This window comes from Enterococcus alcedinis, from assembly GCF_014635985.1.
GTDB lineage: Bacteria > Bacillota > Bacilli > Lactobacillales > Enterococcaceae > Enterococcus_I > Enterococcus_I alcedinis.
Genome location: NZ_BMDT01000005.1, coordinates 105273 through 122625 on the forward strand (window position 1 = coordinate 105273; position 17353 = coordinate 122625).

Annotated in this window: 8 protein-coding genes and 1 pseudogene; all 9 read right to left on the bottom strand. The window is 39.1% G+C overall.

Features of this window, described 5'->3' with window-relative positions; genetic code table 11:
- Positions 1–106: 106 nt before the first annotated feature.
- The 9 genes and pseudogenes from IEV09_RS06965 to IEV09_RS07005 all read right to left on the bottom strand — a co-directional run bounded on the left by IEV09_RS06965 (position 107) and on the right by IEV09_RS07005 (position 17308).
- A complete protein-coding gene (locus IEV09_RS06965; protein ID WP_188367564.1) occupies positions 107–1177 on the bottom strand; it encodes a galactose ABC transporter substrate-binding protein in 1071 nt (356 codons plus the stop codon).
- 271 nt (positions 1178–1448) lie between these two features.
- A pseudogene (locus IEV09_RS06970) lies at positions 1449–1596 on the bottom strand (type II toxin-antitoxin system YoeB family toxin); the annotation flags it as partial.
- A 108-nt stretch (positions 1597–1704) separates the two neighbouring features.
- Positions 1705–2721 carry a galactose ABC transporter substrate-binding protein gene (locus IEV09_RS06975; protein WP_188367565.1) on the bottom strand — a complete coding sequence of 339 codons (1017 nt, stop codon included), beginning with the start codon at positions 2719–2721 and terminating at the stop codon, positions 1705–1707.
- A gap of 10 nt (positions 2722–2731) precedes the next feature.
- Positions 2732–3664, bottom strand: a complete 933-nt coding sequence (locus tag IEV09_RS06980) for a sugar ABC transporter substrate-binding protein (RefSeq protein ID WP_188367566.1) — start codon at positions 3662–3664, stop codon at positions 2732–2734.
- Positions 3648–5465: a sensor histidine kinase family protein gene (locus IEV09_RS06985; RefSeq protein ID WP_188367567.1), complete on the bottom strand. Its 1818-nt coding sequence runs from the start codon at positions 5463–5465 to the stop codon at positions 3648–3650. The genes IEV09_RS06980 and IEV09_RS06985 overlap by 17 nt, the downstream gene beginning before the upstream one ends.
- A 10-nt stretch (positions 5466–5475) precedes the next feature.
- Positions 5476–7089: a response regulator transcription factor gene (locus IEV09_RS06990; RefSeq protein WP_188367568.1), complete on the bottom strand. Its 1614-nt coding sequence runs from the start codon at positions 7087–7089 to the stop codon at positions 5476–5478.
- Positions 7090–7376: 287 nt separating this feature from the next.
- Positions 7377–8312 carry a nucleoside hydrolase gene (locus IEV09_RS06995; RefSeq protein WP_188367569.1) on the bottom strand — a complete coding sequence of 312 codons (936 nt, stop codon included), beginning with the start codon at positions 8310–8312 and terminating at the stop codon, positions 7377–7379.
- 24 nt (positions 8313–8336) lie between these two features.
- Positions 8337–9428, bottom strand: coding sequence for a BMP family lipoprotein (locus IEV09_RS07000; RefSeq protein ID WP_188367570.1), 1092 nt, complete (start codon positions 9426–9428; stop codon positions 8337–8339).
- A 320-nt stretch (positions 9429–9748) separates the two neighbouring features.
- Positions 9749–17308, bottom strand: coding sequence for a SpaA isopeptide-forming pilin-related protein (locus IEV09_RS07005; RefSeq protein WP_188367571.1), 7560 nt, complete (start codon positions 17306–17308; stop codon positions 9749–9751).
- Positions 17309–17353: the final 45 nt, after the last annotated feature.

Genomic DNA, 17353 nt, shown 5'->3' on the forward strand with positions numbered 1-17353 from the left:
TTCTGGAGCAGTGGCTCGGTAATAAGCCAAGATCTTACAAAAGTAAGAAACTCTTTTGGTAAGATTCCTTACTTATGACTCACCACTAAACACTTCAAAAACATCCTTACTCCATAAATTCTGCATAGTTGTCTTTGGTTACTTTTACGTAGTCAATCCAGATATATTTACCGTCTGTTACTGGGTAGCCGACGTTTGCTTCATTGATTTCTTTTCCGTCCATTGCTGCTTTTGTTACGTTAATCGTTGCTGTTCCTTGGTTGACAGCATCATTTAATACCGTTCCTAGTAACGAACCGTCTTTCATTGCTTCTAATGCTGGTGCTGTTGCATCGACACCTACGACTGGCATGAATTTCGCTGCATCGCCCGTGTTATATCCTTCTGATTTTAAGGCTTCAATCGCACCTAGTGCCATGTCATCATTGTTAGCAATTACGGCTTCGATTTTATCTAAACTTTGTCCCGTAATGAATGATTTCATTAAGTCGGTTGCTTTGGCTTTATCCCACATTGCGGTATCGACTGCTAATTTTTCTGTTTTAAAACCGGCATCCTCAATCGCTTTAATGGAATACTCTGTTCTCAACGTTGCATCTTGGTGTCCTGGTTCTCCTTGTAGCATTACGTATTGAATCACACCATCGCCATTTTTATCGGCATCGGGATTGGCCGTAAAGTAATCCGCAATGATTTGACCCGATTGTGTCCCGGATTGCTCAGCTTTTGCTCCGACATACCAGACTTTATCGTAGCTTTCCATATCTGTTGCTTCTGGTTCACGGTTAATAAATACAATTGGTAAATCTTTTGCTTTCGCTTTTTCAATAATTGGTCCTGCTGCCGTACGGTCAACCGCGTTAATCGCTAATGCATTGACTCCTTTTGTAATGAATGTATCGACTTGCTCGTTTTGTGTCGGTTGTTTATTTTGAGAATCCACTAATTCAAGTTTGATGCCCGATTCTTTCGCCGCTTCACTCATCGCGGTACGTACGCCAGTCATAAAGGTATCATCAAATTTATAGATCGCAGCTCCAACTAATTGTTCTGCGTTGCCTTCTTCCTTTCCAGCATCCGAAGAACCATCGCTTGCGCCGCCTCGGCTACCACATGCCCCTAAAACGATTGCTGCTGTTAAACTTAATAACCCAAACGCAAATACTTTTTTCTTCATCTTGTAATTCCTCCTTTATTTTCTTTACACCCTCATTGTACGAAATCGCTTACAAGATAAACATAGAATATTTTTAGATGAATTAGCAAATTCTTTGAAAACGCTTATATCTTTCTGTATCAAAAAAGTGTTACAAGAAGTCCTCATTAGGCTTTCTTGCAACACTAAGTATTATATGCTTTTAATTTTCAATCAAAAAGTGGTACGTTCTAGCCTTGTCACAGACATAACTGACTTCAACATCTAAAAATAATGATCTTTAGCAGAATAGAGATAAATCATGTTTTAATGGTTCTGGTTTGCCAATTCCTGAAAAAGGTGTACGATCAATATCTTTAATCAGCTTATTTATTTTTATTTCCTTGATTATACCAAAAAATATAATGGTCCCAAGCGGCATCCGACCAAGCTTCAATCATCCTCTTCTACCTCTAGCAACTAGTGAATTGAAATCCCCAATTGTTCGAATTTACTTCCAGTTTCTCAGAGAAAAATGACTTTTGTCATACCTCCTTTTTTCGATTATTCTATTTTTGATACAATTGGTGAGGAATCCAAATATATGGGTCCCCATTACCAATTGGTTGTTCATTGGATTCTACGAGTTGCTTCGCTAAGGTCAACATTTCTCGTGCATACTCATTGGGGTCACTGCGAACCGTCCCCAACATTTCCCCTCGATCGACTGCCTCCAAACCTTCCGATGTGCCATCAATCCCAACAACATGAGGTAAAGTCATTCCCTCTGGTATTTCTCGGAGAGCCTCGATTGCACCAATCGCCATCTCATCATTATTACTCATTACGAGTTCAATTTGATTGGGATATTTTTCTAACCATTCACGTACAAATTCCTTACTTGGTTGCCGCATCCAGTTCCCAACTCCACGAGCTAATCGTTCGACTTTGACACCACCCTCGACAATGGTTTTTATCGACGATTCTGTACGGATCAGTGAATCTTGGTGAACTTCTTCGCCTTCCAACATGACGTATTGGATTTTTCCATCACGATTCAAATCAATGGTTTCTGGCGCTAAACGATATTGTTCTAGGACTAATTCGCCTTGCATTTCACCAGATTCTTGCGCCTTGCTTCCGATATAATACGCCTGGTTCCATTGAATCAAATCAGTTTGAATCGGTTCTCGATTAAAGAAAATGAGCGGAATCCCTGCTTGTCGGGCTTTATAAATAATATTAGAGGCGACCGTTCGATCGACGACATTCACTGCGATGACATCATAATCACTTCGAACCAATTGATCGATTTGACTATTTTGAATGCTTTGGCTGTTTTTACTATCTAAAATCTTAACTGTCATTTTTCGATTCGTTTCTTTTTCAAGTGCAAGTTTCTCCTCTTCTAAGGCATGACGGATCGATGAGATAAATTCATCGTCTCCACGATACAAACTGACACCAATTTTCAATGGCTTTTCCTGATTTTTTTCTTCTGCCAGTGATTGACCATCGTCTGAAAAGTAAAGGATGGAAGCCAATATTAAAAAAAGCATACTCAGATAGATTTTCCAATTTTTCATCTTGATCCCCCTACTGAATTAATGGAAAAAGCAGTTTTTGATTATCCGTATCAAATAAATTTTCTTTCGTTATAAAAAGCGTATCGATGCCAGGAATACGCTGATACTCTCCAGAGACTTGACTCATTAATTGCACGACAGCAGCATACCCTACGGCAAATTGATTACTGACACCAACACCTTGGAAAACACCTTGTTCGATAAAATTTAGCAATTGGTTGGATAAGCCAAAGCCATACAAAGCTTGGTTTTCAAATGTTTTCTCTTGTTTTTTTGCTTTGCCGAGGGCTTCACTTAGTTCTAAGCTCAGGGAAACAATCCCGAGATAATCTTTTTTCTCAGACAAGTGTTGAATCAATGAATCGATTTGCCCTTCCTCTATGATCCATTCATCAAAGGCGACTTGTTGTTCGCTAAAAGCTTGTTGTAATCCGACGTAGTTTTCCGAATTTTCGCTATAAAGAACTTTGGGTCGTACAACTAATACGCGACCTTGTTCATTGGTAGTCGCTAACATTTCCTTACCCAATACATAACCGCTTTGGTGATTATCTGCAGAGACCACCGGAATCTGATCAACCAGTTCTTGCTGATTCACATAAACAAAAGGCACGGTGATGGCTTGATTAAAATCGAACGGCTCTTGTTTTGGCTCGACAATAAATCCTTCGACTCCGGCCTCAACCTCTTGTTTCAACAAGTCGACTTGTTGTTCACCGTCTTCTTCCATTACACTAAAAGAAAGTTCAATCTTATAATCATTGGCTGCTTGCTCCATTCCTTGTTTCAAGACGTTGTACCCATTATCATCAAACGTATTGCGCAAATAGGCATGGAATTGATACGCTTCTTGTGACTTGGGACGTGTAAAGGAATAGACAAGCGAGAGTAAAAATAGCATGCTACTGAAAATGAGTATAAAGTTTTTAATCGATTCCTTCATCAAAATCCTCCTCACTTAATGGTTGGAACGGTATCCGAATACGAATCAATGTCCCTTCATCTGGTTCACTATAAACTTCCAAACCATATGCTTTGCCGTAGAAAAGTTGAATGCGTTCCTCGACGTTTGAAAAACCAATACCCGAACCTTTTTTCCGTGTGGTTACTTGTTTTTTTTGACGTAACGTTGTGATTTGCTCCTCCGTCATTCCAGGACCGTTATCTTCAATATCAATATAAATGTCTTCTTCAAAGCGATACGCTCGAATTTGGATTTCCCCTTCTTCATACATATAATCCATCCCATGGTAAATGGCATTTTCGACTAAAGGTTGAACAATTAATTTAATCGTGGCCGCATCTTCAATTGATGGATCGACCGTAATCGAATATTCAAATTTGTTGCGATAACGAATTTCTTGAATTTGTAAATAACTTTGGACGTGGGCAATTTCATCTTTCAATGAAATGATATTGCTGCCTTTACTCAAACTAATTCGGAAAAGACGTGCCAAAGAAGTAATCATCGTAATCGCCCCTTCTAACCGGCCACTTTCAATCATCCAAATTGTTGAATCGAGCGTGTTATACAAGAAATGAGGATTGATTTGCTGTTGCAATGCCGTCATTTCTTTTTTACGTAGCTGTTCTTGTTGCTTCACGATATCTTTCATTAGGCGTTGCATCGTTTGAGCCATTGTTGCCAATGTTTTTGAAAGGTGTTGAATTTCATACGTCCCTTCAATCGGAATGTCGATGTCTGTGAGGTCTTGCTCCATACGAAAAACGGCCTCTTCTAACTGGCGTAAAGGATTGGTAATTTTGGCACTAATCACCGCATTCACACTGAATAATAGCAGGCTCACCATTAAGGCGATACTCCACAATAGCAACTGATTATCAAATAAACCCGACTGCATTTGATCAATTGGTGTGACACCAATAATTTTCCATCCGGTATACCCCATTGTTTTTAAGGTGACAATTCGATTTTCATTTTGAAAGGTCTCAAGATGACTACCTTCTGCGTACTTGGAAGCATTATGCGTATTTTCTAGCATCAAACCGCTATAAATGAGTTGTTGCCTTGGATGGTAAAGCAATTGCCCATCTTGTGTCATCAAATAAATATAGCCGCCTTCACCAAAATTTACGTTTGTGCTGATTTTTTCGATTCCTGAAAAATTCATATTGACTAACAATACGCCTCGTTCAACTTCGCCATTATTGATGATTTGAATGGAACGACTTAACGAGACCACCCAGTGATACGTATTGTTCGGTGTGAGAAACAGATTGTCGACATACGGCTTGGAAAAATGCACGTTCTCAATTTGTTCATTGGCTTGCTTAAACCAACTTTCCTCTGTCGCATTCGCTCCTTCTCTCAATTGATTCGCAGGTGAACTCGTAATCAATTGACCATCCGAACTAAAAATAGCAATCGTTGATACAATGCTTTCGTTCGCTGAATAGAGCAAACTTAACTCTCGATCGACTTCTGTCTTGTTTTTAACAATGTCTGCATCTTTTAGAATTTTATAGTAGGCCGTATTCGAAACACCCATCAAGCGATGCACGTAATCATCGAGATTTAAATTGACTTGGGCCAACAAATCAACATTATTCTTGCGAGTCGTTTCTTCCATTTTAAGTGAAAATTGGCGTGTATACCCTACCGTAACGATTAAAATGGCGACAATCGAAACAACGGTAAAAGTAGATAATAACGTAAACTGCAAACCTTTACGTTGGAAAAACTGTGTAATTGACGTGTAAAGTTGCTTTATTTTTCGTTTCATCGCATCTCTCCTAAACCGTCAAACGCTGCGCACGGTATTTCGAAGGTGACAAACCGTAATGTTTTTTAAAGACATAGCTAAAATAATTCGGTTCGCTATATCCGACTTTTTCTGCAATCATATAATTTTTATCCGTTGACGTTTCTAGCAATCTGACTGCTTGTTTTAATCGTTCCTCAGTTAAGTACGAGATAAAGCTTTGCCCCGTCTCCTTTTTGAAAATCGATGAAAAATAAGCTGAACTTAAAAACAATTCTTGGCTAATGTCTTCAATCGATAAATCCGGGTCTTGGTACCGTTCTTTGACTAACCATTTCGCTTTATTAATCGCAGCTTTCCCAGAGTCAAGGGTACTCATTTGAATCGACTGATTTAATTGCGTAGACTTTTCTAAAAACCAATCCGCCATTTCCTCTAACGAGAGCTTATCAAGCATCGCGATTTTTTTCATGATGTCTTCTTGAAAAACTTGCTGTGGGTCGGAATCATAAGACGCCACGATACGTAGTAGTAAGGTCACATGCTCAATCAAATACACTCGATAATTTTGAAAGGATAGATGTTTATCTTTGATTTCTTGAAAAATAGTTGCGATTCGCTCCTCTAAATCCCTTTCGCTTCCTAATTTCAATAAATTGGTTAACTGTCTTTCTCCTTTTTCACTTAAAATGATTAAATCTGTCGCTTGTGTGACGTCTTGAATGTAAGTCGCAAACCACTCTTGTCGATCCAATCGATAGCTATAAGCGAGAGCATCTTGTGCTTGTTCATAGGCAAATGGTAATTGAGCCAAGCCCGCAACTGATTGACTTAAACCAGCCACGACCATCTCACCATTTTCTCGACTGACTTCACGGCAGATTTCATTCACGTGCTTCATTAACAAATCCACATCAAAATCGAGAGCTAAGGGTAAAAGCGAAACAACATAATCACCAAAAATAAAGGTATCATTCACTAACAATTGGCTTAGCTTTTCATTGACAAATTGCTTGATTGAAATCATATAAAGTGCTTCTTTTCCTTTAAAGTGGCTCGCATGTTTGAGATTTCCTGTATCAAAAAGTAAGAGACTATAATGATTATTCGCCATTAATTGAAAACTTTCACTTTGGTGTTCAATGCTTTCTTCTGTCGCTAGTCCACTAAGGCAACTCAATAAAAAACTCTGCCTCAGCAAAGGTAAATTTTCTTGGAATTGTTGTTGCAGCCTTTCAATATCACGATGCTGTTGTTTTTCTCGAAGCATTTCGTTTTTCGTATGAATCAAGACTTCGACTAGTTCTTGCGAGGAAAAAGGCTTTAGTAAATATTCGGTGACGTGCAAAGACACCGCCTTTTGCGCGTACTCAAATCGTTCATATCCCGAAAAAACAATAAATTTTGATAGCGGTAACATTTTTTGTGCTTTTTGAATAAACGTTAAACCATCCATAAAAGGCATTTGAATATCAGTGATAATAATATCGGGATGGTGTTTTTCGGCTAGCTCAAGTGCCTCGACACCATTTTCAGCCGTACCACAAATCGTTAATCCTAGTTGTTCCCAAGGGATTCGAAAGGCCATTCCTTCTCGAATCTCCGCCTCATCGTCAATCAACAACACTTTATAATACTTCTCCAACCAACCACTCCTCAGTAAATCGCTTTCATTCAATTCTAATGGAAAACCCTTTTTTCTACAAGCAAATTTCACATTCTCCTTGAATATCAAAAACACGCACCAACCTTATCTCGGATAAAGTGGATGCGTGTTGGTGTTTGGGATCTGGACACTTTTTAAATACAACCTTTATTGAACGGTGTTTGTAGAGCTGATACTCAATAATAAGGGGGCTTCCGATAAAAATGAAAGTACCATTTTTTCGAAATCCCCCTTATTACTCGTATCATGACGCTCTAGAAACAACCTTAGTCTTGTTTTGCTAAGTTTGTGATGTATTCAAAGAATGCATCGTGGTCTACGTCATGAACAAGGTTAACCGGACGTCCTGTTTTGTCCTCATAGGTTTGACCTTGGCTTGCGCCGTATGCATGAACTTTTGATAAAACGACTTCTTTTTTCACTAATGACTCTTTACCAAAAGTTGCAGCTGTTAGTACATCCCATAGGAAATACGTTGAATTCGTTTGGAAGTGGACTAATGGTGGGACGATTGCATAGGCTTGACCTAAGAAATCAATGCCTTCGTCTTTTCTTTTTTCTGCCCACATTTGGCGAATACTTGGTGTTAATGGCACTTTATTCGTGCTTTCTAATGCAACTAAATCAATCTCAATGGCTGTTTCCCAGACACGAGCAACCGCTTCTGGATCCCAGAAAGCATTCCATTCTGCTGTCCCATCATGTTCTGGTTCTTCAACGTTGCCTTTTTCTAAGAACGTGCCACCCATCCAGTATAATTTTTGAATCTTGTCTTCAATGGTTGGATCAACATCTAAAGCTCTTGCTAGGTCGGTTAATGGACCGACAAAAACCAAATCAATTTTTTCTGTTTGGTTTTTTAATGTTTCAACTAAGTGAAGGTGAGCAGGTAATTCCGATACTTGCGTTTCGATTTTGCCGCTTTCATTTAAAATCGGTAACGCATCAACAGTAAAAGCATGCATCCGCCAATCTTTCGGGAATGGGTTTTGTGGGCGTGAATTTGAAGCTGCCACACTGATTTTTTGACCATGTCCAAATTTATCAATAATTTTTTGGCTCGCTAAAACTGCCGGTTCTAAGTAGCAGTCTGCAGGAATCACTCCAACCCCCACTACTTCGACCTCTTTCATTTGTAGCATTAAAAAGAGTGTCACTAAATCATCGACGCCACCGTCATGGTTCAAATAAACTTTACGCATGTTTTTATTTCTCCTTGCATTGAATTATTTTAATGTTGCCTTCACTGTAATTGTACCATCAATAATCGCTTGACGGGCAGTTTCAATCTTATTTTTAACATCTTCTGTTAATTGTCCGTCTGTTAGTCCTACGCCTTCTTCTTCTAAACCATAAACAATGTGCTCTCCGCCTGGGAATTCACCACTATTTGCTTTAGTTGCTAAGTCTTTCACTGTTTCACCGACTTGTTTTAACGTTGAAGCTAATGTGAAGTTTAATTTTTCACCGTCTTTTTCGTAATTACCTTCTTCAGTTTGGTCACGGTCAACACCGATAACCCAAACTTTTTTATCTTGTACTTCGTTTAATGATTTTGCTTCTTGGAATAAACCATTACCTGTGGCACCTGCTGCTGCATAAATGACATCAATGTCTTGCGCATACATCGCTTGGGCAATTGTACGGCCTTTGTCTGGTGCATCGAAAGCACCGGCATATTGTGAAACGACTTTAATATCTTTTCCTAAATCTTTTGCTGCATCAGCTACTCCTTGACGGAATCCGGCATCAAAGACTTCGATTACCGCGACTTGAACGCCACCAATGAAACCAACTTTATCTGTTTTCGTTGTATAAGCTGCTGCTAAACCTGCTAAGTAAGCCGCTTCTTCTGATTTAAATGTTGCTGAAACAACGTTATCTAAACCTGAAATCACTTCATCCACCATTACAAAATTCACGTTTGGATTCGCTTTAGCTTGCTCTTCCATTGAAGAAACAAGTTTATAACCAATCCCAAAAACCGTTTGGAAGCCCGCGTTTAACGCTTGATCAATATTTGGGATGTAGTCTGATTCGTTTGATGATTGGAAATATTGATACCCTGCATTCCCACGTGCTAAATTATTTTCATCGCCCCATTCAACCATACCTTCCCACGCTGATTGGTTAAATGAACGGTCATCGACACCGTTTGTATCGGTAATAAATGCAACTGTTTTGATATCATTATTGGCTTGTTGACTTCCTGCTGTTTCAGTCGAACTTGATTTATTTGAAGAATCGGTTGTTCCGCCACAAGCTGCTAACAAAACAGCTCCTGCCATAAATAATAACCCTAATTTATTGAATTTCATGAATATTTCCTCCTAATGTTGGTTGATTCTTTTTAATTTACGATTAAAGCCATAAAAAAAATGATTTTTACTCATCTCATTCCGCTAAACACGGACAATAAAGATGACCACTTGATGAATTATACTCATCTAAAATCATTTGTAAAGATTTATGAGTTCATTTCATCATTTTTCATGAAACTCTAATGAAAGATACAGTGATTTCCGAACATTCAGGAGAATCAGCTTGCAAACGTGTTTGTTTTCTATGCGAAATGGTCCATTAATCAAAAAAAAACAGCAAGAGAGGCGACTTGCCATTCTTGCTGTTTTCTCAATTCTTATGATCTTTTTCTAAAACGTTTGAAGGCAAAGACTAAACTAGTCGATGCAATCAAGACTAAACCGATGGCGCTTAAAATCGCGTTGTTCGCCTCACCAGTTTGTGGTAATTTTTGACCTGGTTTATTTGGCTTACCTGGTTGCCCCGGTTTACTTGGTTTCTCTGGTGTCGGTTCTTTGACCTTCTCATTCGTCACAGTGACTAATTGAACTGTTGGTTGACCTTCTTCTTTATCAGAAATAACAATCGAAGCTTTTTCGTTCGTTAATTGGTAACCAGTTGGTGCTTTTGTTTCAACCAAGTAGTAAGTACCTGGTGCTAATTGATCAACCAATACTTTCCCGTCTTTATCCGTTACGAGTTTGTCTTTTACTGTTTTTCCTTGACTATCTGTCAATTTAAATTCAGCATCTTTCAAGACTTTCTTCTCATCAGACTTATCGACTTTCGTTAATTCGGCAGCTCCTTGGTAGTTAATGAAATCATCCAATGTGACATGGATTCGATCTTCATCTTCTGCTTGTTCAGTAATCGTTACATCCATCACTGTTGTATTTAAAATATATCCTGGTGCGGCTTTCGTTTCTTCAATCATGTAATTACCTGGTGATAATTCATCAAAGTAGACATTTCCTGCTTCGTCCGCAACGGCAGTGATTGGTTCAAACCCTTCTACCTCTGACGTCAATGTAAATTCTGCTCCAGATAAACCTTCGCCGAATTGATCCGTCTTAACGAATGAAACCGAGCCTTTGTAGTTAATAAACGCTTCTGGGAAGACAAGATCGACATTCGCTCCCTCAGCTTCTTCCGTAATCGTTACTGGGATTACGCGAGTGTTTAGAATATGCCCTAATGCGGCTTTCGTTTCTCGAATCGTATATTCACCTGGTGCAAGTTCTTCAAACTGAACCATTCCCTCAATATCCGATTGAACCGATTGTATCGCTTCGTCTCCTTGGTATAATGTAAAGGTAGCTCCGAATAATCCAAGACCCTCTCTATTGACTTTCAGGAACGAAACCGAGCCTTTATAGTTGATGAAATCATCAAGTACCACATCAATAGCATTTGTTTCTTCCGCATTTTCAACAATCGTTACAGGAATTTCAGTCGTATTTAAAATGAATCCTGATGCGGCTTTTGTTTCTTTAATCGTGTAATTGCCTGGTGATAATTCTTCAAAGTGAACGTTTCCTGCTTCATCTGCAACGACAGTGATTGGTTCGAATTCTTCTTTTTCTGCCGTCAATGTAAACTCTGCACCTGCTAAACCTTGACCGAATTTATCAGTCTTAACGAATGAAACTGAACCTTTGTAGTTGACAACATCGTCTAATGTTACCGCAATTTCTGCTGTATTGTCAGATTCCTCCACAATGGTTACTGGGATTTCCGTTGTATTTAGGATGTAACCTGGTGCCGCTTTCGTTTCTTTAACGGTATAGTTGCCTGGTGACAACGCGTCAAATCGAACGTTTCCTTCTGCATCTGCTGTTTCGATAATTGGTTCGAATCCTTCTTTTTCTGAAGTCAGTGTAAACTCAGCGCCTTCTAAAGCATTGCCTAATTTATCTGTCTTAATGAATGAAATCGAGCCTTTATAGTTAATGAAGTTATCCAATTGAACATCGATCGCTTCTTGGTCGAGTGACTCTTCCACAATCGTTACAGCCATTTCTGCTGTGTTTAAAATGTAATCTGGTGCGGCTTTCGTTTCTTTAATGGTGTATTCACCTGGTGACAGTTCAGTAAATTGAACTTTTCCATCTTTACCTACTGTCACGGTTTCGATTGTTTCTTTTCCTTGGTAAAGCGTAAATTCTGCACCTGCTAACAGTTGCTTATCTTCGCTTGTCTTAAAGAATGAAACCGAGCCTTTGTAGTTCACGAAATCAGCTAATTCGATTGCTTCTGGTGCTCCAGCTGTTTCTGCATCGATCGTTACATCGATAACTTTCGTATTCAAAATGTAACCTGACGCCGCTTTTGTTTCTGTGATTTGATAATCGCCTGGTGCTAAGTTTTCAAAGCTTACTTTTCCATCTTTACCAGCCACAACGGTGATTGGTTTAAAACCTTCGATTTCTGAAGTAATCGTAAATTCTGCGCCTGCTAATGCTTCACCGGCGTTATCTTTTTTCAGGAATGAAAGATCTCCTTGGTAGTTGATAAAGTTCGGTAACTCAATCACTTCAGGTTCACCAATTTGTGATTTGACTTCAAAAGGCATTAATTCTGTGTTCTTAATGAAGCCAATTGCTGGGTCCACTTCTTCTAATACGTATTTACCAACTTCTAGTCCAACATACGTGTAGAGGCCATTAAGTGATGTTAACGGTTCTGGATTTAGCGGAGTACCCGTCTTACCACCATCCTCTGTCGCTTGATAGATGTTAAATGTCGCTCCAAGTAATGATACGCCATTTTCATCTGTTTTCGTAAACTCGATGGTTGATTGGTAATTATTGAATTCAAACACATCTTTTTCAGGTGTTACACCCCCTGATGATGGTTCTACCGTAAAGTAGATAGGGTTCGCATTCACTAAATGTCCTGCTGGTGCTTGCGTTTCAATCATTTTATACGATCCTGGTGAAAGTAGTGGGAAGTTTAGTTCCCCATTTTCATTGGATTCAATTTCTGCTTTAAGTACTTCATTTCCGCCAACAAATTCAAACAAATCAAATTTTGAACCCGCTAATGGTTGTCCGTCAGCATCGGTTTTGTTAATGACCGCTTCGCCTTTGAAGTTTTGAAAGTCTCCTAGATTTTGTAGGGATACGACTCCTTGGTGCGCTTCTGCTACTTCAAAAAATACTGGGTAACTATTTAAGACATAGTCTGTTGGTGCTTCTATTTCGACTAATTTATATTTCCCTGGTGCTAAATCATTGATTTCGATTTGACCTTTTAGGACAGAAGTATGTTCACTTAATCGTGTCCAAGTCGTCGAATCACCTTCCAATTTATACAACTCAAACTTGGCACCCTCTAATCCGTCGTTTTGTGCATTAATTTTCTTCAGACGAACGCTGCCTTTGTAGTTTACAAAGTTGCCGGTTTGAATCACTTCTGGTTTACCATTTGATGAAGTTGCAATTTCAAATGGAATTGGTTGTGTATTTTGGATATATCCGTCTGGTGCTTGGGTTTCATTTAACGTATATTTCCCTGGTGCTAAGCCTTCGATTGTTACTTTTCCGTTAGCCGCTGACGTTACTGGTGCGCCAACATTCTTTCCTTGTTCATCCTTGACTTGGAAAATGGCTCCCGATAATCCTTTTTGATCTTTATCCGTCTTAATTAACTCGACGCTTCCTTTGTAGTTCAAGAAATCAGCTAATTCGACGAATGCTGGTTCGCCTGCATGCTCATTCTCAATTTCAAATTTGATTTTTTGCGTATTGAGTAAGTAGCCATTTGGTGCTGTGATTTCGGTTACTTCATACGTGCCTGGTGCAAGATTTGAAATTGTGACGCTACCATCTGCTTTCGATGTATATGTACCAGGTAACTCTTTATTAACTTCTTTGCCTGAACCGTCAGTCAATTGCTTCACTTTGAAGACTGCTCCAGCTAACAGAGTATTGCCATCTTTCTTTATGAAACTCACGCTACCTTGGTAGTTTTTAGCTGTGACTTTGACTTCTGGTGTCTGATGATTTTCATTTGTGACAACCGTGACTTCAATTGGCGTCTGATCTAAAATATACCCTTCTGGTGCTTTGGTTTCGATAAAACGATACTGCCCTTCAGTTAACTCTTCAACGATAATTTGACCTTTTGAATCGGTCGTTAAGGCTTCTTTTCCCTTGACTACTTGCCATTTCCCATCAATCAATTGTTCTAATTTAAAGATGGCTCCGACTAGTTTTTTCCCGTCTTTGGCTTCTTTTTCTAGTGTCACACGATTGCGTGCATTCTCAATATCTAAGTAAAAACCTACTGCGGATGTTTCTTTATTGATTGTTACTTTACGTCCAGTAACTAAATCATCTGGAATCGTGTGTCCTGTTGGTGCTTTTGTTTCTTTCAAAATGTATTCGCCATAAGGAAGTTTCCCAAATAGTAACGTCCCCTCCTTAGAAACGTCCCCTTCACGTAGCTTTTGAACGTTTTTCTTGTCCCATAGCTCAAAAGTCGCACCTGTTAAAATGTCACCGTTGGCATCGACTTTGCGAATTTCTAGTCGACCAGCTTCTCCGACAGCCGTACCGCCACCTTCTGAAACTTCTGCCTCGACAGTGATTTCAATTTCTTCAACTAATTCGACTTTATTTGTTCCTTCTAACTTAATCTTATTCGACACCGCTTCACCATTTGGATTTTCTAATAGCAAGAGGGCTTTGTATTCTAAAATATAAGCTTCTTCGATTTTCTCATCGGTAAAGACAATCTCTAATACTTGTTGTCCCGTTACGCCATCAGTGGTTAACGATACGACATATTTCGTTGGATCTAATGGGCCACCTTTTGTAATTTTCCCAGCAGCATCGACTGTTGTTTCGTATAAAATAACAGACTGCTCATCAATCACTTGATTTGGCGTCGGTGTATCGGTAATTTTTGCATCATAGACTGTTGATTGACTTGGGTTAACCGTTGCTGACCAATTCAAGAAACCATCTTCATCTTGTTTTCCGCTTTTCTGAATTAAAGAACCACCGTTTGCAATCGATACGGTTCCTTCAATATCAAACGTGCCTTCAACTAATTCTGCATCGACGGTTGCGATGTTCTTATATGAGCTTCCTGAATTAACAACTTCGCCTTCTAATGACGTTTCAAATTCAAAATAGAATTGATCATTTGCTTCAACGGCAGTAATGTTAATACCTAGTGCATTTGCTGCTTCTGTTGGTTCAGTCACTGCGAAACGAGCCCATTCTGTTGCTGTAAGTTCCGCACCTTTGATTACTTTACCATCTTTACCAATGGTATAACGGTAAACTTTTAAGCTTCCGCCAACAAATTTTTGGTTCGATGTGATTGGATCATTAATTTGAACATCACCTAGTTTTTGAGCGTTGTAGTTAATCCCAAATGTCCAAGTGATTCTTTTCGTTTCTGCATTGTAATTCCCACTCTTAAAGCCATCTTCGCTTTCTTCTTTATTCGGCGTAAACGGTTCTTCGTCTTCTGAAGTTAATTCCGTTCCATCTTCATTCGTCCAGTGTGAGGTTGCCGTATTCAAGAATTCTGTCAAGCCCGCTTCATGTAAAGCCGGTGTATCAAAATCAGTTTGATATGTAATAGAGAATTGATGATTCGTTTTTTTGTAATCGTTAATATAGGCAACGTTAATTGTACCGGCTGCTTCATTGTAGGCAATCGTATAATCCGTACCTTCAACTAATGTTTTATTGCCTGTAATATCTTTAATCACAAAGCTGTTTGTGCCATCGGATAATTTCAATCCTGGGCTCATTTGGTCTTTCAATGTCCAATTGTTTAACTCGTAACGGTTTTGATTGACATCAATTTTCCACGTAATGGTTTTGTTCGTATAATCAACGTCTTGGATACCTTTGATTAACCCTTGTTGTTTCGCACCACCTGTGTTTTCACCTGTATTCCCAGAACCGTCAATGATTGAATTGCTATAATCTTGGTTGCCTGTCACTTCTTCGTTAATGAGTGTTTTATATTTAATATCGACGGCATAATCCATTTTTCCATTAAATTTAATTTCAAAACCTTTGCCGTCTTTTCTAGGGATTAAGGTATAATCTTCCGGCGTCGTTAACGCTTCTCCTGGAACTGGATTTCCTTGTGCATCAAAATTAACTCTATTTAAGACAAATGAATCTTCATCTAAAATCATGTTATCTGTAAATCCATCGATAAAATGAGCATCTTCTGTCGGAATATCGTATTCCACATAGTTATAACGCACCGTCCAAGTGAACGATTGTTCCTTCGGATCGTATGTTGGAACTAACTTTTCAAGTGCTTTGTTGTATTTCGACGTAATTGTCGCTTCTGCTGGAATCGGATTGGTTAATTCATCGGAAGCGATAGTCGCAGTATTTTTATACTTAACCGTCCCACCTTCTGATCCTGGTTTCGTATTAGGATCGATTGAAGTCGTATATTCTAAGCGGTATGCATCGGTAATCTCTCCGATAAAGGAAACATTCCCTGCTGCATCAACTGTATAGTGTGTGCCTTCGACCATTTCTTCGAAGCCACTTTCGATGACTTTTCCATCCATATCTACTTTGACTTTATATACTTTAACACTTTCGTATGTCGTACCTGTCGGGAACGTTTCTGTCACTACCGCATTGTTATGCGTATCTAAACCCACGTTAACATCCACATTCCAAACGATTTCATTTGGATTGGTTTGACGATCTGGATGACCGGTTTTTCGAATCGTTTCTTCCGTTTCTGGTTTTACAATGACTGGAATTCCTTCTTCTTCTTCAACAAATGGGAATTCAATTTCACCAGGTCCAGGTTTTAACCCTTCATGCTTTTGGAATTCTCCTGATACGGTAACGGTTCCATGAATTGCAGATTCGTCATCGACTTTCTCGTTGAACACGATGTGGATTTTCCCATCGGTTCCAATTCTTCCCGTTCCATAAACCTCACCTAGCTCATTTTTCAATTCAAAATTAATCGTTGATTTGATTTTAATGTCTGCTGGCAACTCTGCTTCGTAAAAATCTCCTGGTTGCATCTGATCACGGATATCTTCTGGAATGGAATATTCAAAATTAATCTTAAGTGGATCACCAACATTGATTGGTTTGCCATTGATTGGTTGACCGTCTTCGCCTAAAATCTCGACACTAGTAAAGAATTCTTTCCCATTTGGAAAAAGATCATCGATATTGATTGCATCTCTTTTAGCCTGTACTTTGGTTGGTTTTGAAGTACTTGATTCCGTTGTGCTTTCGGTGTCGCCTGTACTTCCTTCGGTCGTACTTTGGGTACTCGTTGTTTCTGTTGTTGTACTTTCAGTGTTGCCTATATCCTCTGTACTTTCACTTGTTCCGGTATTTTCCGTTATCGAGCTTTCAACGGTTGTTTCTGGAGTACTTGGTAACTCAGTTGAAGCTGCTTCGTCATTATTTGCTACAGCGAGAGGCTGTTTTAGCGTAATGCTTGCACTTGCTGCACTCTGATTGACAGTTGCTCCAATCACTTGCGTCGCTGTTAAGCTATCGAGTAATTGTCCGTTTAATTTCAATTCAAAGGAACCTGTATGTCCGTCATTCATTTGAATTTTTACTGAACTGCCACTTGCCTGAAACGCTCCTACGATTTGTTGTCCACTATTAGTCACTGTGCCATTTGCATTTGCCTGTATTCCGGACAGTTTTATTTCTGCTTTTGCTGATGCTACATCTGCTACTGTCGCTTGCCCTTTTAATGTTAGTTGCACATTGTTTGGGTCAACATTATTGGCATCGACAACGAGTACTTCTGATACATTCAATGTGTTTCCTACACTCGTACCAATGGTTTCTGCTAGTGCAATTACTGGTGAAAAATACTGAATCAGTAGTACGACTAACGTTACAATTGTCCATTTTTTCTTCATTTCCTTACATACACTTCCTTTTCTTATTCATTTTTAAAACAAACA

Excerpts from the sequence above, each read along its gene's own strand:
- IEV09_RS06985 (WP_188367567.1), bottom strand. The coding sequence starts at position 5,465 with ATGAAACGAAAAATAAAGCAACTTTACACGTCAATTACACAGTTTTTC.
- IEV09_RS07000 (WP_188367570.1), bottom strand. The coding sequence starts at position 9,428 with ATGAAATTCAATAAATTAGGGTTATTATTTATGGCAGGAGCTGTTTTG.
- IEV09_RS06965 (WP_188367564.1), bottom strand. The coding sequence starts at position 1,177 with ATGAAGAAAAAAGTATTTGCGTTTGGGTTATTAAGTTTAACAGCAGCA.
- IEV09_RS07005 (WP_188367571.1), bottom strand. The coding sequence starts at position 17,308 with ATGAAGAAAAAATGGACAATTGTAACGTTAGTCGTACTACTGATTCAG.
- IEV09_RS06975 (WP_188367565.1), bottom strand. The coding sequence starts at position 2,721 with ATGAAAAATTGGAAAATCTATCTGAGTATGCTTTTTTTAATATTGGCT.
- IEV09_RS06980 (WP_188367566.1), bottom strand. The coding sequence starts at position 3,664 with ATGAAGGAATCGATTAAAAACTTTATACTCATTTTCAGTAGCATGCTA.
- IEV09_RS06995 (WP_188367569.1), bottom strand. The coding sequence starts at position 8,312 with ATGCGTAAAGTTTATTTGAACCATGACGGTGGCGTCGATGATTTAGTG.